The organism is Azospirillum picis (assembly GCF_017876115.1).
Lineage (GTDB): Bacteria > Pseudomonadota > Alphaproteobacteria > Azospirillales > Azospirillaceae > Azospirillum > Azospirillum picis.
Map to the genome: position 1 here is coordinate 441,950 of NZ_JAGINO010000001.1, position 24,063 is coordinate 466,012.

Sequence of the window (24,063 nt, forward strand, 5' to 3'; positions counted from 1 at the left end):
CCTTCCACAACCTACGGAGCATGCAGGCATGGAACAGGGCACGGCACAGGCGGTCACCGACAACCGGGCGAAGAACCGCTTCGAGCTTGCCGTCGGCAACCAGACGGTGTTCGCCGACTACCGCCGCAACGGCCAGACCATGGTGATCTCCTATGTCGAGGCGCCGCCGTCGCTGCGCGGCACCGGGGCGGCCGGCCGGCTGATGGAAGGCGTGATGGACGCCGCGCGGTCGGAAGGGCTGAAGATCGTGCCGCTGTGCAGCTACGCGGCCCTGTGGATGCGGCGGAACCGGCGGCACGACGACCTGCTGGCGTGAGGCCGCACCGGTGCCCTCTCAGCCCAACTCGAAGCTGGTGATCCCGAACACCCGCCGCAGGTCGATGTCCGGCGCCGGCCCCAGATACATCCTGGCGGTCTCGAACTGCGGCGACAAGGCCAGCTCGCCGGCCAGCGCGACGGCGGCATGGTTGGGCTCCGGCACGTCGAGGAACACCGGTCCCTCCCCGGCCGACCGCCCCAGCGCCAGCACCAGCTCCCGCGCGATGCGGCGGTCGGCGGCATGGAGCGGCCCGATCTTGAAGCCGCTGTGGCACGGGCGGATCACGCCGAAGCCGCGCAGCATGCCGTCGCCGACGGCCGCCAGCGCGGTGGCGCCCGGCAGGGCGATCCAGTTGGCGAGGAAGGCCGGGCGCGGCGCCGGGAAGACGGCCGCGTCCAGCGCCGTCAGGCGGTCGAACGGGACCGTCCGCGCGTCCACCAGCGCGATGTCCCCGCCGGCCGAGGCCTCCGCCCCGGCCGGATCCGGCAGGTGGCCGCCGAACCGGATGTTGCGATGGGCGAAGGCGAAGCCGGACCTGCGGTAGTTCTCCTGCTGGGCCGGAACGCCGTCGAGGCCAACGGTGCAGCCCTCCAGGTGGCGCAGCCCCTCCTGCCACAACCGCCAGCCGAAGCCCCGCCCGCGCAGCTCCGGCCGCGCGATGTAGAGGCCGAGGAAGCCGAAGCCTGCCGAATAGCGGACGACGGACAGGGAGGCGGCCGGCCGGCCGTCCAGCAGCCCGACCAGGAAGCCGGCCGGGTCGGCGGCGTGGAAGGCGCCGGCGTCATGCAGGCCGGGGTTCCATCCCTCCGCCAGAGCCCATTCCATGACGGTATCCAGCTCGGCCCGGCTCATCACGCGGACATGATAGCCTTCCGTCCCCTGGCCAATCCGCCTGTGGCCCGCTTCCCGTTCCATCCACAGCCGCTCCCACCGGTCCCCGGCATTCCAATCCGGCCCGGCAAGCCTAACCGCAGCGATGCCACCGCCGCCAGCGCCGATCGCTCACGCCGGGCGGCGGCGGCTCGGCGACCGCGGCGGCGGATCGACACGGTCGGCGAGGTGGCGCGCCAGCGTCAGCAGCGCGTAGGCCAGCAGGAAGCCCAGCACCGCCGCACCGATCGGCTGGCCCCGCAGGAAAGCGGCGACAAGATCACCCGTAGCGCTCACGTTATGGTCTCCCGGCTGGAGTTGCAGGAGATTTGAGGAAAATTTGACGCAAAGGAAACCATGCGGCGATTGGCTTGGCAAGCGGCGCAGGCCGGTTCGGTGGCGGCCCCGGAATTGTCACCGTCCGGCATCCGGCCGCCCCGTCCTTCTCTCCTCCCCTCGACATTGCTTTCCCGGCGGGAGTGCGGTTAAGTCGCCGCCTGTTTCCGCCAGCCAGCGTCGAGTTCATGGCCGTCACCGCGCCGCGCCCCGCCCGATCCGTTCCGGATGCCACCGCCTCGCCCGTCGCCGCATGGCTTGACGGCGGGCACCGCATCCTGTCGGGGGTGGCTGCCCTGCTGCTGGGGCCGCTGGCGGCGCTGGCGCCACGTGGCCTTCCGCTGTGGGTGGTCGCCGTGCTGCTGCTGGCGCTCGCCGGCCTGGCGCGGCAGGGGCGGCTGGGAACGCTCCTGCGGCCGGGTCCGGCGCTGCCGGCCGGCGCCGCCTTCGTGCTGCTGGCGCTCGCCTCCTGCCTGTGGAGCCCGTCCGACCGCTCGCTGGCCACCGTGGGAGAGATCGGCTACGTGGCGCTCGCCGCACTGGCCGGAAGCGCCTGGCTGGCCGGCTTGCCGGCGGCCGAGGCGCGGCGGACCGCCGCTCTGTTCCTGGCCGGCGGGCTGGCCGGCGGGCTGCTGTTCGCCTACGAGGCGGCCAGGGACTTCCCGCTGAACCGCTGGTGGAACGCGGTGCCCGACGAGCAGCTTCCCAACCTGCTGGACGGCAACGTGCCGAAACGGACGGCGGCGCTGCTCTGCCTGCTGGTCTGGCCGGCGGCGCTGACGGTCCACCGCTTCGGCCGCCGCGGGCTCGCCCTGCTGGTGCCGGTCGCCTATGGGCTGGCCTGCCTGCCGCTGACCAGCCGGTCGGCCATGCTCGGCATCGCGGTCGGGCTGGCGACGCTGGCGGCGGCGCGGACCTCGCTGCGCTGGACCCGCCGGGTGATCGGCACCGCCATCACCGCCGCCTTCCTGCTGGTCCTGCCGACCGCCCTGCTGCTGGCCGGCCGGCTCGACCTCGACCACGCCCACTGGCTGTTCCGCTCGGCCCAGCACCGGGTGGAGATCTGGGGGCATGCGGCGACGCGCGCCCTGGAGGCGCCGCTGCTCGGCCAGGGCATCGACTCCTCGCGCTCGCTGGCGCCGCAGGGAGCGGTCTCGGAGTTCGTTCCGCTCGGCGACAGCCTGCTGCCGCTGCACCCGCACAACGCCTTCCTCCAGGTCTGGCTGGAAACCGGGGCGGTCGGGGCGGCGCTGGCGCTGGCCCTGATGCTGATGCTGCTGGCGGCGACGGCACGGCTGGAGCGGCGCGACCAGCCCTTCGCCCTGGCGCTCTACGCCACCTCGCTGGCGATGGGCAGCACCGCCTATGGAATCTGGCAGGTCTGGTGGATGGGCGGTTTCCTTGCCGCCGCCCTGATGCTGCGGCTGGCCACCCGCATCGGCGGAGACAGAGCATGACCAAGCGCCCATTACGCATCCTCGTCATCAAGCTGGGCGCCTTCGGCGACTTCTTCCTGGCCCAGACCGCCTTCGCCGCCATCCGACGCCACCATGCCGGCGACCGGCTGACCCTGCTGACCCTGCCCTCGCTGGCGCCGCTCGCCCGCATGAGCGGCCTGTTCGACGAAGTTCTGGAGGATCCGCGCGACCGCTCGCTGTCGGCCTATCTGGCGATCCGGCGGACGCTGCGCGCCCACCGCTTCGACCGGGTCTACGACCTGCAGGCGCAGACGCGCACCGACCTCTATCACCGGCTGCTGTTCCCCGGCCCCTGGCCGGAATGGTCGGGGACCGCCCGCGGCGCCTCCCACCCCGACTGCTACGACGGCCGGCGCAAGGTGCCGGTGCGCGAGCGCTACGTCCGCCAGCTCGCCCCCTTCGGCATCGTTCCCGACGAGTGCCCGGACCTGTCCTGGCTGGATGCCGACATCTCCGGTTTCGGCTTGCCGGAGCGCTTCGCCCTGCTGGTCCCCGGCTCCTCCGCCGGACGGCCGGACAAGCGCTGGCCGGTCCGCCGCTATGCGGAGGTGGCGGCGGCGCTGGCCGGCCGCGGCGTCACGCCGGCGATCATCGGCACCGGCAGCGAGCGCGACCTCGCCGCGGCGATCGCCGAGATGTGCCCGCAGGCGGTCGATCTGATCGACCGCACCGGCGCGCCGCAACTGGGCGGGCTGGCGCGGCGGGCCTGGGGGGCGGTCGGCAACGACACCGGGCCGACCCACCTGATCGCCTCCGTCGGCTGCCCGACGGTGGTGGTGTTTTCCGACGCCTCGAACCCGATCCACAGCACCGGCCCGCGCGCGCTGATCCACCACCGCCCCGACTTCGCCGACATGGACAGCGCCGGCGTGATCGAGGCATTGGAGCGGGCGCGCGGCGAGGCGGCCTAGGAGCAAGCCGGGGGATTCCTCCCGCTCGCCTTGCCCCCACCTGACCTCCCCCGCTCTCGGCGGACCGAAGGTCCGTCCGATCCCGGGGGAGGGACCGCCGCCGAACGCCAAGCGATCAGGCGTCCGCCTTGAAGTCGAAGCAGCGGAAGGGCGCGATCGCCGCCTCGTCGATCTCCGCCCCCAGGCCGGGGCCGGTCGGAACGGCCAGGCGGCCGTTCACCACGGCCTTCTCGGGGGGATTGGCGAGCACCTGCACATAGTCGTTCGCGTCGGGGAAGTAGGGATAGGTCTCGAGCGGCATCCCGATCGCCGAGGCGGCCCAGACCTGGACGGTCGCCGCCGTGCAGAGCGAACTGGCGCAGTTGTGCGGCGACACCCGCGCATTGTAGGTCTCGGCCATCGCGGCGATCTGGACGGCTTCGAAGATGCCGCCGCAATTGCCGACGTCGGGCATCACGATGTCCACCCCGCCGGTGTCGAGCAGGTTGCGGAAGCCCTGACGGGTATAGACACGCTCGCCGGCGGCGATCGGGATCGGCCAGCGGCCGGCGAGGTTGCGCAGTCCCTGGAGGTTGAAGGGGTCCACCGGCTCCTCGACCCAAGTGATGTCCAGCTCGCCGCAGGCGTCCATGAAGCGGATCAACTGGTCGTTGTTCAGGCCGCCGCTGAGGTCCAGCATCAGGCTGACCTCGGGGCCGACGACCTTGCGAAGGTTCCGGACGCGGTCGATCGCGCGCTTGAACTCCCCGGTGCCGAGGGCGCGGCGCTGCACGTGCCGCAGCGTCCCCCCCTCCTGCCGGGTCGCCAGCGGGTAGCATTTCAGGATGGTGAAGCCGTCCTTCAGCGGCCGCTCGGCCGCCTTCGCCCACTGCAGCGCATCGTCGTGCGCGCTGTTCCAGCCGTTCGCATAAACCTCCAGGGTGGGTTCGAACTTCGCGCCGAACAGTTCGTAGACCGGGACGCCGAGCGACCGCGCCTTGATGTCCCAGAGCGCCTGGTCGATGGCGCTGAGGGCGGCGAAGACGATGGCGCCGCCGCCCTTGGTCCAGAAGGAGTTGTCGTAGATCTCGTGCCAGATGTTGCGCGGGTAGGTCGCGTCGGCGCCGACCACCTTGTGCGCCAGATCGCTCAGCATCCCGGCGGCGGCGTTGGCACCGATGCCGTAGGCGACGGCCGCTTCGCCGTAGCCGCGCAGCCCGTCCTTCGTGGTCAACTCGACGATGACGGGGTGCAGGCCGCCGCCACGGATGTTGAACACGCGCATGTTGTCGATGGTGAGCAACGAAAAATCCTTTCCGCTCGAAGCGACAGGGGTAGGAGCCGGCAAAGGGACTCCGTGGCGTCACCATGGCTGACGCTGCGGACCCGCTGCCGGAGAGGGGAGGTTCAGTGCGTGAGGATGCGTCTCAGGAACAGGGCGAGACGGTCCGACGACGGAGAGTTGAACAGTCGATCCGGAGGGCCGACCTCGGCGATCGCGCCCTGGTCCATGAAGACCACCCGGTCGGCCACCTTCTGCGCGAAGCGCATCTCGTGCGTCACGCAGACCATCGTCATGCCGGACTCGGCGAGTTCCATCATGGTGTCGAGCACCTCGGAGATCATCTCCGGATCCAGCGCCGAGGTGGGCTCGTCGAACAGCATGATCCTCGGCTGCATGCAGAGCGCCCGGGCGATGGCGGCGCGCTGCTGCTGGCCGCCGGAGAGCTGGGCCGGGTATTTGTGCGCATGCTCGGCGATGTGGACGCGTTTGAGGTAGTCGAGGCTGCGTTCCTCCGCCTCCGCCTTCGACAGCCCCCGCGCCTCCATCGGCGCCAGCATGCAGTTTTCCTTGATCGTCAGGTGCGGGAACAGGTTGAAGGACTGGAAGACCATGCCGATCTCGCGGCGGACCGCCGACAGGGTCTTCGGCCCGAGTTGGACGCCTTCGACGCTGATCCGGCCGCCCTGATGCTCCTCCAGGCCGTTGATGCAGCGGATCAGCGTCGACTTGCCCGATCCGGACGGGCCGCAGATCACCACCTTCTCGCCCCGGCCGACCGAGAGCGAGACCCCCTTCAGCACATGGACGGGACCGTAGCTCTTGTTGACCTCCTCGAGGACGATGATCGGCTCGCGGCCGGAGCCGTCCGCCCGTGCGTCAGTCGCCATCGGCCGCCTCCTGTGCCTGTTTGAACACCCGCGCGCCCTCGCTCAGCACGTGATCCTCGCTGAGGCTGGCCGCGGTGGCGCCGTCGCCGGCCAGGATGGCGTCGATGATCGGCGCATGGTGGGCGATGGCGACCAGCATGTTCGGCGCCGGCCCGTAGGTCGAGTTGATGAAGAGGCGGATCTGCTGCTCGACCATCTGGTACTGGATGGCCAGCCTGCCGTTTCCGGACAGCTCGATGATGCAATGGTGGAGCGCGAAGTCGTAGTCGAGGGACGCCTTCCGGTCGGACCGCTCGCAGGCGGCGAAGAAGGAATCGCGCGCCCCGGTCAGCCGGGTTCGGCCGGCCTCGTCGATCCGCTCGGCGGCCAGTCGCGCCGCGACCCGTTCCAGGCCGCTGCGCAGCGTGTAGATCTCCCACAGGTCCTGCTGTCCGATCGTCGCGACCGACCAGCCGGCATAGGGCCGCAGCACGACGAGTCCGTCGTTGCTGAGCTGGTGCAGGGCCGCGCGGACGGTGCCACGGGACACCGCGAACTGGTCGGCCAGCGCCGCTTCGGTGAGACGCTCGCCCGGCTTGAATTCCCCGGCGAGAATCGAATTCTTGAGGGCCTGGGTAGCCAGTTGATCGGCCGGCTGCCGCTTCAGTGCCGTCAGGCTCATCGTATGCTTACTTTCACTATGGTTGGATCGGCAACTCAGGCGGCCGCCAAATCATACAGGGTCCTGCGACCCTTGGCGAAGCGGCGTTCCAGGGTTCGCTGCAGGAAGCCGTAGCCGACGGCGAGCAGCAGGTACCAGATCGCCACGACCGCGATAACCTCGAAGTACTTGAAGTTCGCACTGAAGATGTTGGTTCCGGTCGCGAAGATTTCGGGGATGGCGACCGTGAACAGCAGCGACGTGTTCTTGATGAGGTTGACGACCTGGTTGCCGGTCGGCGGGATGGCGATGCGGACCGCCTGGGGCAGGATGACCTTCATCATCATCGAGCGATAGCTCAGGCTGAGGGCCTGCGACGCCTCCCGTTGCCCGCGATCGACCGACTGGATGCCCGACCGCACGATCTCCGTCATGTAAGCGCCCTCGTTGATGCCGAGGGCGATGATGCCGGCGGCATAGGCCGACAGGTTGACCGCACCGCCGGTCAGTGCCGGCAGCCCGTTGTACCAGAACACGATCTGGACAAGGACCGGCACGCCGCGGATCGTCGTCACATACAGGCGCACCAGGCGCTGCAGCAGGGGCAGCGGCGAGTTCGAGACGATGCCGCCGATCGTACCGACCACCACGCCGATCACCATCGCCGTGGCGGACACGGCGATCACGATGGCGACGGGTTCGAAAAAGCGGGTCGAGAAGAGCAGACTCAGGAAGTAGTCGAAATCGAAGCGCATCCGAGCATCCTCATCGGCTTCACGTGATCCACGTCAGTTGACCGTGCGGCGTCAGTTGACCGTGCGGCGTCAGTTGACCGTGCGGCATCAGTTGACCTTGCGAACGTCGCCGTCGGCGAGGTTCCAGCGCGTGAGGATCTGGTCGTAAGCACCGGCGCCCATCGCCGCCTTGACGGCCGCGGCGATCGGCTCCTGCGTCGCGGTCTCGTTCTTGCGGATGACGATGCCGTTGCGGTTGCGCTCGGTGTTCGGGCCCTTGCCGCTGAGCACCGGGCTCGCCTCGACGAAGTCCTGCGGCCTCTGCTGGATCAGGTTGGCGGCGACGGGCCAGTCGACATACGCGACATTCACCGTCCGCTTGGCCACCTCGTTCAAAGCCTCGCTCTGGTTGCTGAAGACCTTGAGCGTCATCGGCTTGCCGGCCGGGCACGAGTCCTTGACCTTTTCCAGCGCTGCCATCTGCGTGGAACCGGCGACGATGCTCGCCGAATAGCCGCAGACGTCGCTTTCCGTCTTGAACGTCAGCCCGCTGTCCTTCTGGGTGACGAGGCGCAGCCCGCCGACGAAGACGGGCACGAAGTCGAACATCTCCTTGCGGGCGTCGGTGATGCCGATCTGGGAGGCGACCACGTCGAACTTCCTGGCGATCAGGCCGGGAAACAGGCCCTGGAACGTCACGTTCACGATCCTGGTCTTCAGGCACATCCTGTCGGCGACGGCCGTGATGAACTCCGGATCAAAGCCGGACGGCGTGTCGTCCTTCATGAAGCCCATCGGCGGAGCGGTGAGCGAGGTCCCGACCGTCAGGTAGCCGGCCTCCACGAGGTTCGGCGGCGCCGGCAGGCATTCGGCCGAGGATTGCGAAACAGTCCCGAAAAGCCCGGCAACCGTTCCGACGGCAGCGGCGGCCATCCAGGCGATGGTCTGTGTGCGCATGACGTGAGCCTCCGATTTTTCTGAGATGGTCAATTGTTAGCAATTGACCATCTCAGGGGAACACGTCACCGACGCCCTGTCAATCCTTCAAGCCGGCGGAACCGGCTTGGCCCGAGCCCCCATGATCCCGGAGGCCCGTTTCCACGCACGGTGGGCAAAACACGGCTCGGTGTATTCCAACAGATATAAGGGATTGCCGCTTCAGCCGTCATGGCCGTGACCCTGCTGCACGGCAGCCTGTGCGCGTCGTCACCGGCTTCGGATCACCTCCGGGATTGGGAGGCGTTCCGGCACCGGCCACCGCGCCAGTCACCCCGGCGGCGGTCATGGTCCCGGCGGGCCGGTCCCCGCTATGGCGACATGAGGCAAGTGACGGGCGCCACATGGACACATTCGGCACGATGCCCATGATCGCCGACGGGGCCGGCGTCCGTACGCAAACGCCGCCGGTGGCTGTATCGCTCGACATCGCGACGCGCGAAGCCAATGCCGCGCTCATCCGTATCCTGCGGCTGGCGGCCGTGCTGCGCCTGCTGGAACGTTCCGCCTAGCGGCAGAAGGGGAAGGGCGCGACCTTGGGCATGTAGATAGGGATCCAGTCGCAATGGGTCGCCGGGTTCGGCAGCCGGCGGGTCTCGATCAGCGGCCAGGCATGGGCGGCGACCACCACCAGCGCCACCCCGGCCAGGATCCAGCGGCGCGGGCGCGGCCGGTCGAGCAGTTCCGGCATCCGCGCCAGCACCCAGGCGGCCGACAGCACCGCAAGCGGGTCGGTGTAGGCGGCATAGGCGCGCTGGAAGCCCCGCAGCGAGAACAGCGCCTCCAGCCCCCAGGCGACCAGCAGCAGGAACAGCGCCTGCACGGCCGCCCGCCGCCGTCCGCGGCGCCACAGGACCAGCGCTCCGGCGAGGGCGAACCATTCCACGATGATGGTCTGCGGGATGTTGTCGGGGTGCAGGACGATGGTGCGGATCGCCAGGGTGCGGCCGATGCCGGCCAGCAGCAGCGCCAGCGTTCCCTCCCCCACCACCTGCCCCTGGCCCTGCAGCGCCGCGCCGTGGCGCCAGGAGGAGAAGACGAACATGTGCTCGACGAAGTTCGCCACGGCGATGGCGTTCTGCTCGTTCCAGCGCAGGTCGAGCGCCAGCAGTCCCAGCGCCAGGCCGAGCAGCACCGCCGCCGCCCCGGCGGCCAGGCGCGCGGCCGGCACCCGGTGCACGGCGCCATGGACCAGGACGCCGACCAGCACCCAGCCGGCGACGACCGTCTGGTAGCCGCCGCCCGACAGGCCGCCGCCGACGGGGGTGTACGGATAGACGGCCCGTCCCCAGCCGGCCAGGCCCGCCGCGATCAGCCCGAAGGCCGGGACCGCCGCCGCCACGGCCGCCAGGGAGAGAAGCGCCGCCATGCCCCAGCCGCCGGCAGCAGAGCCCGCAGCCGGCCCCGTCTCCCGCCGCCCGAACAGCAGCGCCGCCACCGGGATGCCCATCGCCAGGAACACCGCCTGCACCTTGGTCACCATCGCCAGCCCGACCAGCAGACCGCCCAGGGCGAGCAGCAGCAGCGAGGCGCCGCCGCAGTCCCGCCCCGCCGGCGGGCGAACCGCCCGCAGCACCAGCAGCAGGGCGAGCACGACGAAGCCGGCCGACAGCAGGTCGGTGCGCATCTGCCGCCCCTGCGCCGTCAGGCCGACCCCGAAGGCCAGCAGGACGCCCGCCAGCAGCGCCACCCGCCGGTCGCCCAGCAGCCCGCGCAGCAGCGTCGCATAGGTGACGGCGAAGGCGGCGGTCAGCAGGACGGACAGGGCGCGGCCGGCCTGCACCAGCCTTTGCCACGCCTCCGCGGTCGCCGCGGCATCGCTGCCGGGCGGCAGCGCCGACAGGCTGGCGACCGGCAGCAGCCCGACCGCATGCAGAAGCCGGTACCAGAGGTCGATCACCAGGAAATAGCCGTAGCCAGGATGGTCGAAATATTCCTGCGGCAGGCCATCCCCGAACAGCAGCCCGTGATAGGCCAGCACCAGATCCTGGTCGGCATGCACCCAATAGGGAAGCCGGAAGCCCAGCAGCAGCACCGACAGCGCCATCGCTCCCGCCAGCCCCAGGCAGAGCAGCCACCAGGGCGCCGCCGCAATCCGGTCGAGACGGGAGGCAACGGGACGGGAAGGGCCGGGACGGGAAAGGTCAGGACGGCGGGAGGAGACGGTCGGGCGGTCCGGTGTCATCGCGGGGTATGCGCTCACGCTTCGGGTCGGCGGGCGCCTTGTGGCATGGAATGCGGCCTTTGGGAACATGTCGCTTGCGGCGGTGTTTGTCCGCGCAACGGGTGGAGGCCGCCGAGTCCTCACTCTTTCGTGGTGCCCCGTAGGAGCGGCTTTGCAGCGTCAGTGGGGGGCTGCCACAAAATACGGTATGGCGGACTTGCCGGACATACAGATGAGGCACAAGATGGCCGACACCGACGATATCCAGGAGCGTATCCGACGCCGCGCCCACGAGTTGTGGGAGCGCGAGGGCCATCCGCATGGCCGCGACCATGACCATTGGGCTCAGGCGGAGGCGGAAATCCGCGGGGCCGATGTGCTGGAGCCGACCGAAAAGCTGGCGGGCTCGCGTAAGAAGGTCTCGGCCTCCAAGTCCGCCGGCAAGAGCACCCGCGCCGCAGCCGAATCCCTGTCGGTCGTCGCCGGTGGGCCGGAGGCCCCGAAGGCTCCGGACGCCGAACCTCGCAAGGCCGGCACCGCCAGGACGGCGAAGGCCAAGGCGCCCGCCGCCGCCAAGCAGGCCGATGCCAAGCCGGCCGCCACCAAGGCGCAGGACCCTGCCGCCGAGGAAGCGGCAAAGCCCGTGAAGGCCGCCCCCGCAAAGGCTGCGAAGGCCGCCAAGCCCACGCCGTCCGCGATGGCGACCGATGAAACGCCGGCCGCCAAGGCGAAACCCGCCAAGGCAGCGGTCAAGGCCGTCACCGAAAAGGCCGTCACCGATAAGGCAGCCAAGGCCGGGGTGCCTGCAGCGGGGAAGTCCGCTCCGAAGGCCGCCACCCCGAAGGCTGCTGCCCCGAAGGCCACCCCTCAGAAGACCACGCCTCCGAAATCCGGCCGTTCGAAGAAGGACGGCGGGAAAAGCGCCTCCGCCGGCTGACGCGCCGCCCCCCGGGGGGACCGATGACGGAACCCCCCGTCCTGCCGGCGGTTGTCAGATCTTTCCGCAGCGCGCAAGCCGGAGGACCGACATGACCCCGTCGATGGACGACTGCATCGGCAACTGCACCGATTGCCACGCCACCTGCCTGTCCGCCGTCGCGCACTGCCTCGGCGGGACCGCCGCGCATGCGCAGGCCGGCCACATCCGCCTGCTGCTGGACTGCGCCGACATCTGCCGCACCAGCGCCGACTTCATGATCCGCGGCTCCGGTTTCCACCACCGGACCTGCGGCGTCTGCGCCGAAATCTGTACGGCCTGCGCAGCGCAGTGCGACCGCATGGCCGACGACCCTGTGATGAAGCGCTGCGCCGAGATGTGCCGCCGCTGCGCCGAAAGCTGCCGGGCGATGTCCACCGCGACCGCCTGAGACGCGCGCCCGAGACGCTCTCCCCGCCCCCTTCCCAACCGCGGCCGCTTCCCACCGAAGCGGCCGTTTCCGCGTCCGCCGCCGGCCGCAGCGGCGGGTGCGGGGCTGCCGGCCCGGACGATCTCCGCGGTGCGCATGGCAGGGCCACGCGATCCTCGCCGTGCTGGCGTCCGCGACAGGAGATTGCTAAGGTTCCCACCTGTTTTGTTCCATTCCTTTCGCCACGCCGCTCAGAACGACCAGCCAAGGACCCATCCCGATGCCGCACTACCGTTCCCGCACCTCCACCCACGGCCGCAACATGGCGGGTGCGCGTGGCCTGTGGCGGGCGACCGGCATGAAGGACGGCGATTTCGGCAAGCCGATCATCGCCATCGCCAACTCCTTCACCCAGTTCGTCCCCGGACACGTCCACCTCAAGGATCTGGGCCAGCTCGTCGCCCGCGAGATCGAGAAGGCCGGCGGCGTAGCGAAGGAATTCAACACGATCGCGGTGGACGACGGCATCGCCATGGGTCACGGCGGCATGCTCTACAGCCTGCCCTCGCGCGAGCTGATCGCCGACGCGGTCGAATACATGGCCAACGCGCACTGCGCCGACGCGCTGGTCTGCATCTCCAACTGCGACAAGATCACGCCCGGCATGCTGATGGCGGCGATGCGGCTGAACATCCCGGCGGTCTTCGTCTCCGGCGGGCCGATGGAGGCCGGCAAGGTCAACTGGCGCGGCAAGACCAAGGCGGTCGACCTGATCGACGCCATGGTCGCCGCCGCCGACCCGACCGTGTCGGACGAGGAGGCGGCGGTGATGGAGCGCGGCTCCTGCCCGACCTGCGGCTCCTGCTCGGGCATGTTCACCGCCAACTCGATGAACTGCCTGACCGAGGCGCTCGGCCTGTCGCTGCCCGGCAACGGCACCATCCTGGCCACCCACGCCGACCGCAAGGAGCTGTTCCTCGCGGCCGGCCGGATGGCGGTCGAACTGTGCCGCCGCTGGTACCAGGAGGAGGACGCCACCGCCCTGCCCCGCGGCATCGCAACCAAGGCCGCCTTCGAGAACGCGATGACGCTGGACATCGCCATGGGCGGCTCGACCAACACCGTGCTGCACATCCTGGCGGCCGCGCAGGAGGGCGAGGTCGACTTCACCATGGCCGACATCGACCGGCTGTCGCGCCGCGTGCCCAACGTCTGCAAGGTCGCCCCGGCGGTGTCCGACGTCCATATCGAGGACGTGCATCGCGCCGGCGGCATCTTCGGCATCCTGGGCGAACTCGACCGCGCCGGCCTGCTGGTCCGCGACGTCCCGACGGTGCACGCCCCGACGCTGGGCGAGGCGCTGGACCGCTGGGACGTCAAGCGCACCCAGGACCAGTCCGTCCATACCCTCTACAAGGCCGCTCCCGGCGGCATTCCCACCGTGGTCCCCTTCAGCCAGGAGCGCCGCTGGCCGGAACTGGACCTCGACCGCGAGACGGGCGTCATCCGCGACGCCGCCCACGCCTTCAGCCAGGACGGCGGTCTGGCCGTGCTCTACGGCAACATCGCCGCGAACGGCTGCATCGTGAAGACGGCGGGCGTCGACTCCTCGATCCTGACATTCTCCGGCCCGGCCCGGGTGTTCGAAAGCCAGGACGATGCCGTCGCCGGCATCCTCGGCGACACGGTCAAGGCAGGCGACGTGGTCGTCATCCGCTACGAGGGACCGCGCGGCGGCCCGGGCATGCAGGAGATGCTGTACCCGACCAGCTACCTGAAGTCGAAGGGGCTGGGCAAGGCCTGCGCGCTGATCACCGACGGCCGCTTCTCCGGCGGCACCTCGGGCCTGTCGATCGGCCACGTGTCGCCCGAGGCGGCGCAGGGCGGCGCCATCGGCCTGGTCCAGGAGGGCGACCGCATCGAGATCGACATTCCCAACCGCTCGATCCGCCTCGCGGTCGGCGACGAGGAGATGCAGCGCCGCCGCGACGCGATGAATGCCAGGGGCGTCGACGGCTGGAAGCCGGTCGGGCGCGAGCGCGTGGTGTCGCCGGCGCTGCGCGCCTACGCCGCGCTGACCACCAGCGCCGACCGCGGCGCCGTCCGCGACGTCAGCCAGGTGGAGGGCATCGCGATCAACCGGTGACGCTGTCGGCGGGTGACGGGGCCGGATGGCGCAGAACGCCGTTGCGCGCTGCCGCAAGTCAGGTATGCCGCATACCCGGACAAGTAACGACGAAAGCGCCGCGCAAGTCGCGGCGCTTTCTTTTTGGCCAGGAGCCTCATACTCCTGTATGATGTACTGCCGCCGCGTTGAAATTTGACGCACTGAAATTTGGCGGTCGCCATCGCTCGCATGTTCGCAAAATTGAAAATGCATGCTCTAATATGTCAACGCGAATTCCGCGAAAGGGACGGGTGTGGCCGACACTGCGGCGGACACTAGGGCGGGCACTGGAGCGGACACCGGGGTGGGCACCGGCTGGAACGCGCCGACCGGCGAGGGCCGTCCCTGGCAGGACGCGTCCCGCACGGCGGGCGGCAAGCCGCGCGAGCGCAAGGTGCTCACCGCGATGTTCGTCGACATCGTCCGTTCCTCGGCCATGGTGGCGGGACGCGACCCGGAGGATGCCGACGACCTCCTGCTGTCGATCCTGACCCGCGTGTCGGAGGCGGTGCCGCGCTACGAGGGGACGGTCACCCAGATGCTCGGGGACGGGTTCCTTGCCACCTTCGGCGCGCCGGGAGCCAAGGAGGACCACGCCCTGCGCGCATGCCTCGCGGCGCAGGACATCCTTGCCGCCACCCGTGGCGAGGACGGCCGCCCGCTCTTCCACATCCGGATCGGCATCAGCTCCGGCGACGCCGTCACCCATGTGCTGACCAGCGGCCAGTGGGCCGATTACCGGATGGTCGGCGAGTGCGTGCACATGGCCGCCAAGCTGCAGCAGCGCGCCGCGTCCGACAGCGCCCAGCTCAGCCGCGACACGCTCGACCTGATCCCGGTCGGGGTCACGGTGCGGCCGATGGGGAGCGTCCAACTGGCGGAGACGGTCGAGCCGATGCCGGCCTTCCTGCTCGACGGCGCGCGGGCGGTGCGGCGCACGGCGGCCGACCTGCTGTCGGCGACCGACGCCCCCTGCGTCGGCCGTGAAGCGGAGGTGGCTACCCTGTTCGCCACCGCCGACTCGGTGGAAGCCGGGGCGCCTGCCATGCTGCTGCTGCAGGGCGAAGCCGGGATCGGCAAGTCGCGGCTGGTCGGCGAGTTCCTGCGCGCGCCGCGCAGCCGGCGCTGGACCCTGCTGCAATGGCCGCAGATGCCGGTCCGCCGGCTGACCGACCCGGACGACCTGGAAGCGGTCGCGCTCAGCCTGGCGGAGCAGGTCGCCGGCCGCGCCGGGGAGGAGGGGATCGGCTGGGTCTGCGCCGCCGCCGACCGCCGTGCCGGCCGTCTGGCCGGCGACGCGGTGCGCGCGCTGTTCCGGCGGCCGAGCCTCGACCCGCTGTGGCCGGGCCTCGACCCGGCCCAGCGGCTGTCGCTGGGCATCGACGGGCTGACGGCGGCGGTGCTGGAGATGGGGGCGCCGGAGTCCCGCGCCATGCCCGAGCCGTGGCCGGGCAAAGGGAGCGAAAACGGCTCCGGAAGCGGTTCCGGGCGTCCGCTCCTGGTGCTGGTGGAGGATGCCCACTGGGCGCGGCCGGTGATGGTCCGGCTGCTCGACCGGCTGGCCGCGGCGCTGCCCGGCAGCGGATCGCGCCTTCTGCTGCTCGCCACCCGCCGACCGCCGCCGCTGGGGCCGGAGTCGCAGGAACAGGGATGGATGGGCACGCAGGCGGGCCGGCGCATCGAGCTCGGCACGCTGACGCCGCCGCAGGTGCAGGTCTTCCTCGCCTACTGGCTGGGACCGGACTGGTCGCTGACCGAACTGAAGGCACAGGTCGCCACCCGCTGCCAGGGCGTTCCGCTCTATCTGGAAGAGGTGCTGCGCACATTGGAGGCGTCGAACGCCATCGAAGGGACGCCCGGCGCCTACCGGCTGACCGACCCTGACGTCGTCCACCGCCTGCCGCGGTCGCTGCACGGGCTGCTGGCCGAACGCATGGATCTGCTGACGGTGGAGCGCCGCCGGCTGCTGATGAACGCCGCCGTGATCGGCACCACCTTCGACATCGGGCTGCTCCAGGTGCTGACCGGCCTGCCGGTCACGACGCTGAACGGGCATCTGGACTATCTGGAGCGCGCCGGCTTCGTCCTGCGCACCCGCCTGCTTCCCAACCTGGAATATTCCTTCAAGCACGCGCTGATCCAGGAGGTCGCCTACGCCACCCTGACCCGGGCCGACCGCAGGGCGCTGCACGCGCGGGTGCTGGACGCCCTGCGCCACCGGCGCGACGAAGACCTTCCCAACCGCCTGGATCTGCTGGCGCACCACGCCTTCATGGCCGAGAACTGGCCGGTTGCGCACCTGTTCGGCCGGCGGGCCGGTGTCCGGGCGGAACTGCGGTCGCGGCTGGAGGATGCGAGCCGGCACTACCACAACGCGCTCGACGCGTTGGGCCGCGCGCCGGACACGGCGCAGAACCGGCTGCGGCGGATCGACGGCTCCATCGCGCTCGCCCGCGCGAAGCTGCCACGCGGGCAAACCGACACCAACGGGCTGCTCGAACAGGCCCGCCGGCTCTCCTTATCGGCCTCCGATCCGCGGCGCTACGCCCGCGCGTCGTCGATGCTGGCCGCCATCGAATGGGCCCACGGCCACATCGACCGCGCGATCGAGTACAGTCAGGAGGGGCTGGAGGTCGACGACGGCGGCTTCGACCTGAACACGAAGATCCAGCTCCTTGGGCGCCTGGGTGGCATCCTGGCGGAAAAGGGGCGCTTCGCCGAGGGCTCCAACGTGCTGGAAGCCGCCAGTCTGCTGCTTTCCGGCGGTCAGTCGCGCGAGCGCTACGGCCTGGCGGTGGTCGGCGAGGTTGGCATCTGCGCCAACCTGGCCCGCACCTATGCCGAAATGGGACTGGAGGGCAAGGCGATCGCCGCCGCCGTCCGCGCGGTCGACGCCGCCGAATACAGTGCGCACAACTTCTCGAGGCTGTTCGCTTTCGAGCACATCAGCCTCGCCTTCCTTCTGTTGAGCCGCCACGGCAACGTCGCATCCTACCTCGACAGGGCGCTGGAAATCTGCGAGGCGATCAACTCCAGGCTCCACCGGGCCTTCCTCCTGGGCGCCACGGCCTACGTGCATGTGCTGGGCGGAAAGCTGGACGACGGATTCCGGCTGTTCGCCCAGTCGCTGCAGTTCGCCCGCAGCGAGAGCGCCAACGCCTACATCCATCAGGTGCATCTCTGGTTCGGGGAGACCTGCCTGCTCACCGGGCAGGTGGGAAAGGCAAGGCAACAGGCGGCACTGGTCCTGGAGGCGTCCCGGAAATCCGGCCGGCTGGGCTATTCTGCCAAGGCGCAGGCCCTGGATGCGGAGGCGGCCTTCGTCCAGAGCGGTGGTGACGACCAGGCCGTCCTGCTGTTGCGGCAGGCGGAACAGAATGCCCGGCGCCTCGGGCTGGCACCGACAGCCGAACGCTGCGCCGCCCGCCGGGAAATGGTTCCGGCGCAACGCTGACGCGGGACACCGGCCGCGCCGCGCCCGGATGCCGGCCGGCGAGGCGGCACCGCAGGCCGGAACGGCCGGAACCCTTGGTTGGAGCCCGTCAATCCGCCTCGGACTGCCGGTAGTAATCCAGGACATAGCTGCGGATGGCGCTGGTCAGCGGGGTGGTCGACGGCCGCATCGCGTCGACCTCGCGGCACAGATCCTGGACCGGCCGGCGCTCCTTCCGTGCGATGTCGTCAAGACCGCTCCAGATCGCCTTCTCCAGGCGCAGCCGCATGCGGCGGTCCGGCAGCGGAATGGTCCGGGATACGACCGTCGGCCATGCCATCAGGGCATTGAGGTCGATGGCATCGGACATGTCGAAGGTCTTCTTGTGTACGAGCATGGGGCCGCTCTCCCGTGCGTGGCGCGTCGACCGCGTGCGCTCTTTGGATTTCGCGTGAACCCGCTGTCTACATGCCGCGGGCGGTCCCGCACTGTGAAGCTTTTCACAGCCGCGCATTCCCCTGCATGTGAAGAGTTGAGGGGTCAAAGCACACCAGAAGGAGAACCCGAATGAGCGTTTCCATCTCCCAGGCCTCGATGATCCGTGGCGCCGACGGCCGTCTCTATGCGGTGACCGCCCACGGCGTGTCGGAAGTCGCCGACAGCGCCATCGCCACCGCCCGCACCCATGTCCGCTCCGGCGACCGCGCCGGCTTCCAGTCGGCCGACCACGAGGCCGCCCGCATCATGATCACCCCGGGCGTCTGACCGGGCTTCCGGGCTCCGTTCCTCGGACCGTGGCCACCAGCGCCGCCAAGCGTTGCCCCGCAAGGCGCTGACCGGCCACGGACCCGCGGACGCCCGTCCCCCGCCCTCCCGTTCCGCGAACGAGCCGCCCCGGACAAGCCGCGATGCCCTTCGATCTTCTCGATGTCAAAGCCGCCGTTTCGGATGCGGTGAAGGCCCACACGGTCGGCACCCACCGGATCATGGCGCCCGAACGGACCCTGGAGCGGGTCGCCCCGTTCCTGCCGGTGATGGGAATCACCCGGGTCGCCAACGTCACCGGGCTGGACGCCGTCGGCATTCCGGTGGTGATGGTGACGCGCCCCAACTCGCGCTCCATCTCGGTGTCGCAGGGCAAGGGGGTGACGCTCGCCGCCGCCAAGGCGTCGGGGGTCATGGAGTCGATCGAGAGCTATCACGCCGAGCGCATCACCCTGCCGCTGAAGTTCGCCAGCTACGAGGAGCTGCGCTGGACCCACCCGGTGGTCGATGTCGGCCGGCTGCCGCGCCTGGCGACCGGCAGCTTCAACCCGCACAGCCCCATCCTGTGGATCGAGGGGCAGGATTTGCTGAACGGAGGCCCGAAATGGGTGCCGTTCGAGATGGTCCACCTGAATTTCACCATGCCGATGGCCCCCGGCCACGGCGCCTTCCTGGCCGGCTCCAACGGGCTGGCGTCCGGCAACCACAAAATCGAGGCGATCAGCCACGCGATCACCGAACTGGTCGAGCGCGACGCGACCACCCTGTGGCGCCTTGCCGGCGAGGACGCGCAATCCGGGACCCGCATCGACCTCGACAGCGTCGACGATCCGGTCTGCCGGTCGCTGATCGACCGCTTCGAGGCCGCCGGCGTCGCGGTCGGCGTCTGGGAGATCACCAGCGACGTCGGCCTGCCGGCCTTCCTCTGCCGCATCGTCGAGCGCGAGGAGCTGCCGCAGCATTCGGTGCGGCCGGCAAGCGGCATGGGCTGCCACGCCGCCCGCGAGATCGCCCTGTCCCGCGCGCTGACCGAGGCGGCGCAGAGCCGCCTCACCTTCATCGCCGGCGCCCGCGACGACATGCCCCGCGCCGAGTACGAGCGGCACCTCGACCCCGGCCACCATGCCCGCTGGAAGGCCCTGATCGTCGGCGGCTCCGATGGCGGCTCCGACGGTGCGCCCGGCCAGCCCTCCCTGCGCCGGTCCTTCCGCACCTGCCCGACCAGCACCGCCCCCACCATCGAGGCCGACCTCGCCCACCAGCTCGACCGGCTGCGTGCCGTCGGCATCGACGAGGCGGTGGCGGTCGACCTGACCAAGCCGGAGTTCGGCATCCCCGTCGTGCGCGTCGTCGTGCCCGGCCTGGAGGGTGCCGACGACTCCCCCGACTATCTGCTGGGTGACCGCGGCCTGCGCGCGCTCGGCCACCCGATCACGGAGAAGGCGGCATGACCGGCATCCATGTTTTCCTCGGCCCCACCCTGCCGCGCGAAGAGGCGGCCGCCCTGCTGGACGCCACCTGGCTGCCGCCGGTCGCCCAGGGCGACGTGCTGCGGCTGTGCGCCGAGAAGCCGAAGGCGATCGGGATCATCGACGGCTTCTTCGAAAGCGTGCCGTCGGTCTGGCACAAGGAAATCCTCTACGCCATCCACGCCGGCATCCCGGTCTTCGGCGCCTCCAGCATGGGTGCGCTCCGGGCGGCCGAGCTTTATCCCTTCGGCATGATCGGCGTGGGCGCCATCTTCGAGGCGTTCCGCGACGGCCGGCTGGAGGATGACGACGAGGTGGCGGTCGTGCACGGCCCGGCCGAACTCGGCTACACCGCCCTGTCGGAGGCGATGGTCAACATCCGCCGCACCCTGTCCGACGCGGTGGCGGACCGCGTGCTGGCGATGGAAACCGCGTTCCGCCTGGAAGCGATCGCCAAGGAGCTGCCCTACCGCGAGCGCGGCTACGGGCGCATGCTGCGGCTGGCCGGCGACATCGGCCTGCCGGCGGCCGAGCTGTCGGCCTTCCGGACCTGGCTGCCGCAAGGCCGCTTCGACCAGAAGCGGGACGATGCGAAGTCGATGCTGCGCGTGATGGCGCGGCGTTTCGGCCAATCCCAATCCAAATGCCAAGCCCACTCCCGGCCCTCCGCGGCGGCCGATGCCCAGGCAGCCCGCTTCCACTTCGAGCATACCATCCTGTGGGATCGCGCGCTGCGCGATGCGGCACCGCTCGCGGCCTGAGCCCACATCGGGTAGAGTGATCCCACCGCTGCGGCGCGGCCAGGTGGCAAGCCGGCCCGGCGGGCTGCGAAACGGGATCTGGATGGACGGATGACTGCGCCGATGGATGTCGCGGCGGTGCTGCGGCGCAACCGACTGCTGGGCGAGCTTGACCCCGGCCAGATGGCGGAGCTGCTGGGACTTGGCCGTATCGTCCGCTTCGATGCCGACCGGACCATCTTCCAGAAGGGTGACCCCGGCGACAGCCTGTTCGCCGTGCTGAAGGGCCAGATCGCCATCCGCACCTCCTCGGCGGACGGCAAGACGATGCTGCTGAACATCCTGGAGACCGGCGACGTCCTTGGCGAGATCGCGCTGATCGACGGACGGGAACGCACGGCCGCCGCCGTCGCCCTGCGGCCGGTGGAGCTCTACCGCGTCGACCGCGCCGACTTCATTCCCTTCCTGGAACGCCATCCGCGCCTGTGCACCCGCATGATGGTGGTGCTGTGCGAGCGGTTGCGCTGGGTGTCGGAGAACATCGAGGATGCCGTCTTCCACGACGTTCCGCGCCGGCTCGCCCGCCGGCTGCTGCTGCTGTCCGACAGCTACGGGCAGCCGACCACGGCCGGGTTGCGGCTGACCCTGCCACTCTCGCAGGAATCGCTGGCGAACATGCTCGGCGTCACCCGGGAAATGGTGAACAAGTGCCTCGGCGCGCTGCGCCGGACTGGCGCGGTGACATACGCCAAAGGGTTCATCGTCATCAACGACCTCGCTCTCCTCAGGGACATGGCCGGTGATCCCGAGGGTGGCCTATAAGGATGATTCCTTACCTGCCGAAAGTTTTTCACAGCCGGAGTTGCAAGCGCGCTATAGTGGACACCGTGTGGGGGCAATCACACGGACAGCACGAGGAATGGGAGTCATGTCGAGCGACGGGAAAAATTCACCACGCAACAATCAATCCCCAGGGGTTGCGTCTCTGACCTCCCGCACGCTGAAATTGTCCAAGCGGGAGGTCACGATCCGCCTGGAGCCGTCCTATTGGGAAGGGCTGGAGGAAATCTGCCGCCGGGAGGACCTGACGGTGGAGGAGCTTTGTGCCGACGTCCAGGACAGGATGACCCGCCAGGGCCGCCAGTCGGTACAGGCCGGCGTGTCGCTCGCCAATGCGATCCGGGTGTTCGTGGTCGGCTATTTCCGCCAGGCGGCGACCGAACGCGGCCATGCCCGCGCCGGACACGGCCAGGGCCGCCCCTTCATCGCCACGCCCTTCGACGTCGTGCCGGCGGCCGGCGAGGGCTGACGCCCCCGCATCAGGCCCCGCACCGCCCCCCTGGCCGGGGGCGCGATGCGGGGACGCGATGCGCAGCCTCTGCGCGGCTATACCGCCGCGACGCTGTAAACCGCGCGCTTACTGCGCCGTCCAGCCGCCATCCATGGTCAGCGCCGCGCCGCGCATGTTGCCGGCGGCTTCCGAGCACAGGAACACCGCCAGCTCGCCGAGCTGCTCGGGCGTGACGAAGGATTTCGACGGCTGCTTCTCGCTGAGCAGCTCGCGTCCGGCCTCCTCGACCGCGATGCCGCGCGTGGCGGCCAGCGCGTCGATCTGCTTCTGCACCAGCGGCGTCAGCACCCAGCCTGGGCAGATGGCGTTGCAGGTGATGTTCGTCTCCGCCAGTTCCAGCGCCGTCACCTTGGTCAGGCCGATGACGCCGTGCTTGGCGGCGACGTAGGCCGACTTGTTGACCGACCCGACCAGCCCGTGGACCGAGGCGATGTTGATGATCCGCCCCCAGCCGCGCTGCTTCATGCCCGGCAGGGCGGCGCGGCTGCCGTGGAAGACCGCCGACAGGTTGATGGCGATCACCGCGTCCCAGCGCTCCACCGGGAAGGCGTCGACCGCCGCCACATGCTGGATGCCGGCATTGTTGACCAGCACGTCGAGGCGGCCATAGGCCGCCTCGGTGGCTGCGACCATCGCCTCGATCTCCTCGGGCTTCGACATGTCGGCGCCGTTGTGGGCGACGCGGACGCCGAACTCCTCGCCCAGCGACCGGCACAGCTCGGCAATGTAGCCGGCGTCGCCGAAGCCGTTCAGCATCAGGTCGGCGCCCTGCCCCGCAAGCTGCCGTGCGATCCCGAGGCCGATCCCGCTGGTGGACCCGGTGACGAGCGCGGCCTTCCCCTTCAGATTGGTCATTCTTCTTATCCCTCGAGCGGCATGGAACGGAGATCCGGGGCGATGATCAGCTCGCACCCGGTGTTGGCGAGGACCTGCTCCACCGTGACACCGGGGGCGGTTTCCTTCAAGACGAGGCCCGCATCGGTCGGTTCGATGACGGCGAGGTCGGTCACCACCAGGTCGACGCGGCGGACCGAGGTCAGCGGCAGCGCGCAGCGCTCAACGATCTTCGCCTCGCCCTTGGCGCTGTGCTGCATGGCGACGATCACCCGGCGGGCGCCGGTGACGAGGTCCATGGCGCCGCCCATGCCCGGCACCATCTTGCCCGGCACCATCCAGTTGGCGAGCCGCCCCTCGCGGTCGACCTGCAGGCCGCCCAGGACGGTGACGTCCAGGTGGCCGCCGCGGATCAGCCCGAAGGAGAGGGCGCTGTCGAAGGACGCCGCTCCCGGCAGGGCCGAGATGGGCGAGCCGCCGGCATCGGTCAGGTCGTGGTTTTCCGCCCCGGTGATCGGGCCGGACATGCCGATGATGCCGTTCTCCGACTGGAAGAACACGTGGCGCCCGGCGGGGACGTAGCGGGCGACCAGGGTCGGCAGGCCGATGCCCAGGTTGACGAGGTCGCCGTCCATCAGTTCCAGCGCGACGCGCTTGGCGATCAGGGTCTTTTCATCCATGGCTCTCTACTCCCCGGTCAGCGCGGCGTTGCGGCGACGATGTAATCGACCAGCACCGAGGGCGTCATCACCGCGTCGGGCGGGATGCAGCCGACGGGCAGGATGTCCTCGGCCTCGGCGATCACGGTGGCCGCGGCCATCGCCATCAGCGGGTTGAAGTTGCGGGCGGTCAGCGCGTAGGTCAGGTTGCCGTACAGGTCGGCCTGCTTGGCGGCGACAAGGGCGAAATCGGCCTTGATCGGCATTTCCAGCAGATAGGTGGCACCGTCGATCTCGACCGTGCGCTTGCCCTCCTCCACCGTCGTGCCGACGCCGGTGGGGGTCAGCACGCCGCCCAGCCCGACGCCGCCGGCGCGGATGCGCTCGGCCAGGGTGCCCTGCGGCACCAGCTCGACCTCGATGGCGCCGGCGATCATCTGCTTCTGCGTCTCGGGGTTCAGGCCGATGTGGCTGGTGACGACCCGGCGCACCAGCTTCTCCACCACCAGCTTGCCGAGCCCGTTGTTGGGCCGGGCGGTGTCGTTGGCGATGATGGTCAGGTCGCGCTTGCCCTGGCGGATCAGTTCATCCACCAGCCGGTTGGGGCCGCCGACGGCCATGAAGCCGCCGATCAGCAGGGACGAGCCGTCGGGAATGCGCGCGACGGCGTCTTCCAGGGAAATGAGCTTGTTCTTCATGA

25 protein-coding genes are annotated in these 24,063 nt (G+C 70.0%); 13 read left to right on the forward strand and 12 right to left on the reverse strand.

What is annotated here, in order from left to right:
- The first annotated feature begins 28 nt into the window (after positions 1 to 28).
- Positions 29 to 316 (forward strand): GNAT family N-acetyltransferase, encoded by a 288-nt coding sequence (locus J2850_RS01985; RefSeq protein ID WP_209978219.1) that lies wholly within the window; start codon positions 29 to 31, stop codon positions 314 to 316.
- 18 nt (positions 317 to 334) lie between these two features.
- On the opposite strand, the gene J2850_RS01990 is transcribed toward J2850_RS01985, so the two are convergent.
- Together J2850_RS01990 and J2850_RS01995 are read right to left on the reverse strand one after the other, a co-directional pair.
- On the reverse strand, positions 335 to 1,234 hold the full coding sequence (locus J2850_RS01990) for a GNAT family N-acetyltransferase (protein ID WP_209978221.1): 900 nt from the start codon (positions 1,232 to 1,234) through the stop codon (positions 335 to 337).
- Between the two features lie 87 nt (positions 1,235 to 1,321).
- Positions 1,322 to 1,486 (reverse strand): hypothetical protein, encoded by a 165-nt coding sequence (locus J2850_RS01995; protein WP_209978223.1) that lies wholly within the window; start codon positions 1,484 to 1,486, stop codon positions 1,322 to 1,324.
- Between the two features lie 227 nt (positions 1,487 to 1,713).
- On the opposite strand from J2850_RS01995, the gene J2850_RS02000 reads away from it, so the two are divergent.
- Both J2850_RS02000 and J2850_RS02005 read left to right on the forward strand, forming a co-directional pair.
- The gene (locus J2850_RS02000; RefSeq protein WP_209978225.1) at positions 1,714 to 2,982 is read left to right on the forward strand and encodes an O-antigen ligase family protein; all 1,269 of its coding nucleotides are present in this window, start codon (positions 1,714 to 1,716) and stop codon (positions 2,980 to 2,982) included.
- Positions 2,979 to 3,914, forward strand: coding sequence for a glycosyltransferase family 9 protein (locus J2850_RS02005; protein WP_209978227.1), 936 nt, complete (start codon positions 2,979 to 2,981; stop codon positions 3,912 to 3,914). Before J2850_RS02000 ends, J2850_RS02005 begins: the two co-directional genes overlap by 4 nt.
- A gap of 115 nt (positions 3,915 to 4,029) precedes the next feature.
- Here the strand turns inward: J2850_RS02005 and J2850_RS02010 are convergent, their stop codons facing one another.
- From J2850_RS02010 to J2850_RS02030, 5 genes are all read right to left on the reverse strand, one after another.
- The gene (locus J2850_RS02010) at positions 4,030 to 5,196 is read right to left on the reverse strand and encodes a mandelate racemase/muconate lactonizing enzyme family protein (protein ID WP_209978228.1); all 1,167 of its coding nucleotides are present in this window, start codon (positions 5,194 to 5,196) and stop codon (positions 4,030 to 4,032) included.
- 104 nt (positions 5,197 to 5,300) lie between these two features.
- The gene (locus J2850_RS02015; RefSeq protein WP_211113731.1) at positions 5,301 to 6,065 is read right to left on the reverse strand and encodes an amino acid ABC transporter ATP-binding protein; all 765 of its coding nucleotides are present in this window, start codon (positions 6,063 to 6,065) and stop codon (positions 5,301 to 5,303) included.
- Positions 6,055 to 6,726, reverse strand: coding sequence for a GntR family transcriptional regulator (locus tag J2850_RS02020; RefSeq protein ID WP_209978231.1), 672 nt, complete (start codon positions 6,724 to 6,726; stop codon positions 6,055 to 6,057). Before J2850_RS02020 ends, J2850_RS02015 begins: the two co-directional genes overlap by 11 nt.
- Before the next feature lie 35 nt (positions 6,727 to 6,761).
- A complete protein-coding gene (locus J2850_RS02025) occupies positions 6,762 to 7,460 on the reverse strand; it encodes an amino acid ABC transporter permease (RefSeq protein ID WP_209978232.1) in 699 nt (232 codons plus the stop codon).
- An 87-nt stretch (positions 7,461 to 7,547) separates the two neighbouring features.
- The gene (locus J2850_RS02030) at positions 7,548 to 8,396 is read right to left on the reverse strand and encodes a transporter substrate-binding domain-containing protein (protein ID WP_209978234.1); all 849 of its coding nucleotides are present in this window, start codon (positions 8,394 to 8,396) and stop codon (positions 7,548 to 7,550) included.
- Positions 8,397 to 8,779: 383 nt separating this feature from the next.
- On the opposite strand from J2850_RS02030, the gene J2850_RS02035 reads away from it, so the two are divergent.
- Positions 8,780 to 8,947, forward strand: a complete 168-nt coding sequence (locus J2850_RS02035; RefSeq protein WP_209978236.1) for a hypothetical protein — start codon at positions 8,780 to 8,782, stop codon at positions 8,945 to 8,947.
- On the opposite strand, the gene J2850_RS02040 is transcribed toward J2850_RS02035, so the two are convergent.
- On the reverse strand, positions 8,944 to 10,638 hold the full coding sequence (locus J2850_RS02040) for a glycosyltransferase family 39 protein (protein ID WP_307353625.1): 1,695 nt from the start codon (positions 10,636 to 10,638) through the stop codon (positions 8,944 to 8,946). The two genes, J2850_RS02035 and J2850_RS02040, sit on opposite strands and share 4 nt — an antisense overlap.
- A gap of 49 nt (positions 10,639 to 10,687) precedes the next feature.
- On the opposite strand from J2850_RS02040, the gene J2850_RS31620 reads away from it, so the two are divergent.
- The 4 genes from J2850_RS31620 (at position 10,688) to J2850_RS02060 (ending at position 17,566) form a co-directional block, all read left to right on the forward strand.
- Positions 10,688 to 11,536, forward strand: coding sequence for a DUF2934 domain-containing protein (locus J2850_RS31620; protein WP_246512697.1), 849 nt, complete (start codon positions 10,688 to 10,690; stop codon positions 11,534 to 11,536).
- A gap of 91 nt (positions 11,537 to 11,627) precedes the next feature.
- Positions 11,628 to 11,966, forward strand: a complete 339-nt coding sequence (locus J2850_RS02050) for a four-helix bundle copper-binding protein (RefSeq protein ID WP_209978238.1) — start codon at positions 11,628 to 11,630, stop codon at positions 11,964 to 11,966.
- A gap of 259 nt (positions 11,967 to 12,225) precedes the next feature.
- Entirely contained in the window at positions 12,226 to 14,091 is a 1,866-nt protein-coding gene (gene ilvD, locus J2850_RS02055; protein WP_209978239.1) for a dihydroxy-acid dehydratase, read from the forward strand.
- Between the two features lie 325 nt (positions 14,092 to 14,416).
- Positions 14,417 to 17,566, forward strand: a complete 3,150-nt coding sequence (locus tag J2850_RS02060; protein ID WP_307353620.1) for an ATP-binding protein — start codon at positions 14,417 to 14,419, stop codon at positions 17,564 to 17,566.
- Between the two features lie 88 nt (positions 17,567 to 17,654).
- Here J2850_RS02060 and J2850_RS02065 read toward each other — a convergent pair whose 3' ends face one another.
- Complete coding sequence (locus J2850_RS02065; protein ID WP_246512699.1) at positions 17,655 to 17,942, reverse strand: ribbon-helix-helix domain-containing protein; 288 nt, start codon at positions 17,940 to 17,942, stop codon at positions 17,655 to 17,657.
- A gap of 170 nt (positions 17,943 to 18,112) precedes the next feature.
- On the opposite strand from J2850_RS02065, the gene J2850_RS02070 reads away from it, so the two are divergent.
- The 5 genes from J2850_RS02070 to J2850_RS02090 all read left to right on the forward strand — a co-directional run bounded on the left by J2850_RS02070 (position 18,113) and on the right by J2850_RS02090 (position 21,828).
- Positions 18,113 to 18,310, forward strand: coding sequence for a hypothetical protein (locus J2850_RS02070; RefSeq protein WP_209978242.1), 198 nt, complete (start codon positions 18,113 to 18,115; stop codon positions 18,308 to 18,310).
- 143 nt (positions 18,311 to 18,453) lie between these two features.
- On the forward strand, positions 18,454 to 19,761 hold the full coding sequence (locus J2850_RS02075; protein ID WP_209978244.1) for a YcaO-like family protein: 1,308 nt from the start codon (positions 18,454 to 18,456) through the stop codon (positions 19,759 to 19,761).
- Entirely contained in the window at positions 19,758 to 20,540 is a 783-nt protein-coding gene (locus tag J2850_RS02080; protein WP_209978246.1) for a TfuA-like protein, read from the forward strand. Before J2850_RS02075 ends, J2850_RS02080 begins: the two co-directional genes overlap by 4 nt.
- A 90-nt stretch (positions 20,541 to 20,630) precedes the next feature.
- A complete protein-coding gene (locus tag J2850_RS02085; RefSeq protein ID WP_246512701.1) occupies positions 20,631 to 21,341 on the forward strand; it encodes a Crp/Fnr family transcriptional regulator in 711 nt (236 codons plus the stop codon).
- Between the two features lie 106 nt (positions 21,342 to 21,447).
- Complete coding sequence (locus J2850_RS02090; RefSeq protein WP_209978250.1) at positions 21,448 to 21,828, forward strand: ribbon-helix-helix domain-containing protein; 381 nt, start codon at positions 21,448 to 21,450, stop codon at positions 21,826 to 21,828.
- 108 nt (positions 21,829 to 21,936) lie between these two features.
- On the opposite strand, the gene J2850_RS02095 is transcribed toward J2850_RS02090, so the two are convergent.
- From J2850_RS02095 to J2850_RS02105, 3 genes are read right to left on the reverse strand one after another with little or no spacing between them, the layout of a single operon-like run.
- A complete protein-coding gene (locus J2850_RS02095) occupies positions 21,937 to 22,725 on the reverse strand; it encodes a 3-hydroxybutyrate dehydrogenase (RefSeq protein ID WP_209978251.1) in 789 nt (262 codons plus the stop codon).
- A 5-nt stretch (positions 22,726 to 22,730) separates the two neighbouring features.
- Complete coding sequence (locus J2850_RS02100) at positions 22,731 to 23,384, reverse strand: 3-oxoacid CoA-transferase subunit B (protein ID WP_209978253.1); 654 nt, start codon at positions 23,382 to 23,384, stop codon at positions 22,731 to 22,733.
- A gap of 17 nt (positions 23,385 to 23,401) precedes the next feature.
- Entirely contained in the window at positions 23,402 to 24,061 is a 660-nt protein-coding gene (locus tag J2850_RS02105; protein ID WP_209978255.1) for a CoA transferase subunit A, read from the reverse strand.
- Between the last annotated feature and the right edge of the window lie 2 nt (positions 24,062 to 24,063).

What these genes read in the sequence shown, in the direction of transcription:
- J2850_RS01985 (WP_209978219.1), top strand. Translation starts at nt 29, where the DNA reads ATGGAACAGGGCACGGCACAGGCGGTCACCGACAACCGGGCGAAGAAC.
- J2850_RS01990 (WP_209978221.1), bottom strand. Translation starts at nt 1,234, where the DNA reads ATGGAACGGGAAGCGGGCCACAGGCGGATTGGCCAGGGGACGGAAGGC.
- J2850_RS02000 (WP_209978225.1), top strand. Translation starts at nt 1,714, where the DNA reads ATGGCCGTCACCGCGCCGCGCCCCGCCCGATCCGTTCCGGATGCCACC.
- J2850_RS02005 (WP_209978227.1), top strand. Translation starts at nt 2,979, where the DNA reads ATGACCAAGCGCCCATTACGCATCCTCGTCATCAAGCTGGGCGCCTTC.
- J2850_RS02015 (WP_211113731.1), bottom strand. Translation starts at nt 6,065, where the DNA reads ATGGCGACTGACGCACGGGCGGACGGCTCCGGCCGCGAGCCGATCATC.
- J2850_RS02020 (WP_209978231.1), bottom strand. Translation starts at nt 6,726, where the DNA reads ATGAGCCTGACGGCACTGAAGCGGCAGCCGGCCGATCAACTGGCTACC.
- J2850_RS02025 (WP_209978232.1), bottom strand. Translation starts at nt 7,460, where the DNA reads ATGCGCTTCGATTTCGACTACTTCCTGAGTCTGCTCTTCTCGACCCGC.
- J2850_RS02030 (WP_209978234.1), bottom strand. Translation starts at nt 8,396, where the DNA reads ATGCGCACACAGACCATCGCCTGGATGGCCGCCGCTGCCGTCGGAACG.
- J2850_RS02035 (WP_209978236.1), top strand. Translation starts at nt 8,780, where the DNA reads ATGGACACATTCGGCACGATGCCCATGATCGCCGACGGGGCCGGCGTC.
- J2850_RS31620 (WP_246512697.1), top strand. Translation starts at nt 10,688, where the DNA reads ATGTCGCTTGCGGCGGTGTTTGTCCGCGCAACGGGTGGAGGCCGCCGA.
- J2850_RS02050 (WP_209978238.1), top strand. Translation starts at nt 11,628, where the DNA reads ATGACCCCGTCGATGGACGACTGCATCGGCAACTGCACCGATTGCCAC.
- ilvD (WP_209978239.1), top strand. Translation starts at nt 12,226, where the DNA reads ATGCCGCACTACCGTTCCCGCACCTCCACCCACGGCCGCAACATGGCG.
- J2850_RS02065 (WP_246512699.1), bottom strand. Translation starts at nt 17,942, where the DNA reads ATGCTCGTACACAAGAAGACCTTCGACATGTCCGATGCCATCGACCTC.
- J2850_RS02070 (WP_209978242.1), top strand. Translation starts at nt 18,113, where the DNA reads ATGAGCGTTTCCATCTCCCAGGCCTCGATGATCCGTGGCGCCGACGGC.
- J2850_RS02075 (WP_209978244.1), top strand. Translation starts at nt 18,454, where the DNA reads ATGCCCTTCGATCTTCTCGATGTCAAAGCCGCCGTTTCGGATGCGGTG.
- J2850_RS02080 (WP_209978246.1), top strand. Translation starts at nt 19,758, where the DNA reads ATGACCGGCATCCATGTTTTCCTCGGCCCCACCCTGCCGCGCGAAGAG.
- J2850_RS02085 (WP_246512701.1), top strand. Translation starts at nt 20,631, where the DNA reads ATGACTGCGCCGATGGATGTCGCGGCGGTGCTGCGGCGCAACCGACTG.
- J2850_RS02090 (WP_209978250.1), top strand. Translation starts at nt 21,448, where the DNA reads ATGTCGAGCGACGGGAAAAATTCACCACGCAACAATCAATCCCCAGGG.
- J2850_RS02095 (WP_209978251.1), bottom strand. Translation starts at nt 22,725, where the DNA reads ATGACCAATCTGAAGGGGAAGGCCGCGCTCGTCACCGGGTCCACCAGC.
- J2850_RS02100 (WP_209978253.1), bottom strand. Translation starts at nt 23,384, where the DNA reads ATGGATGAAAAGACCCTGATCGCCAAGCGCGTCGCGCTGGAACTGATG.
- J2850_RS02105 (WP_209978255.1), bottom strand. Translation starts at nt 24,061, where the DNA reads ATGAAGAACAAGCTCATTTCCCTGGAAGACGCCGTCGCGCGCATTCCC.